Source organism: Chryseobacterium cupriresistens (genome assembly GCF_046614675.1).
Lineage (GTDB): Bacteria > Bacteroidota > Bacteroidia > Flavobacteriales > Weeksellaceae > Chryseobacterium > Chryseobacterium cupriresistens.
Map to the genome: position 1 here is coordinate 1 of NZ_JBKKJT010000029.1, position 347 is coordinate 347.

General features: G+C 46.4%; 1 pseudogene. It reads right to left on the bottom strand.

The window, feature by feature from the left end:
* Positions 1-202 (bottom strand): annotated as a pseudogene (locus tag ACLI50_RS22525) (IS4 family transposase); the annotation flags it as partial.
* Positions 203-347 lie beyond the last annotated feature (145 nt).

The following is a 347-nucleotide window of genomic DNA, read 5'->3' on the forward strand; positions in this document are numbered from 1 at the left end:
CAATTCCGGTTCGCTTGCTGTCCATAACACCGCCCAGTCTAGCTATCGCCATGTAAGCCCACTGCAAGCTACCTGCTTTCTCTTTGCGCTTGCGTTTTCCCTTGTCCAGATAGCCCAGTAGCTGACATTCATCCGGGGTCAGCACCGTTTCTGCGGACTGGCTTTCTACGTGTTCCGCTTCCTTTAGCAGCCCTTGCGCCCTGAATTTTGTTAAAATTCGCGTTAAATTTTTGTTAAATCAGCTCATTTTTTAACCAATAGGCCGAAATCGGCAAAATCCCTTATAAATCAAAAGAATAGACCGAGATAGGGTTGAGTGTTGTTCCAGTTTGGAACAAGAGTCCACT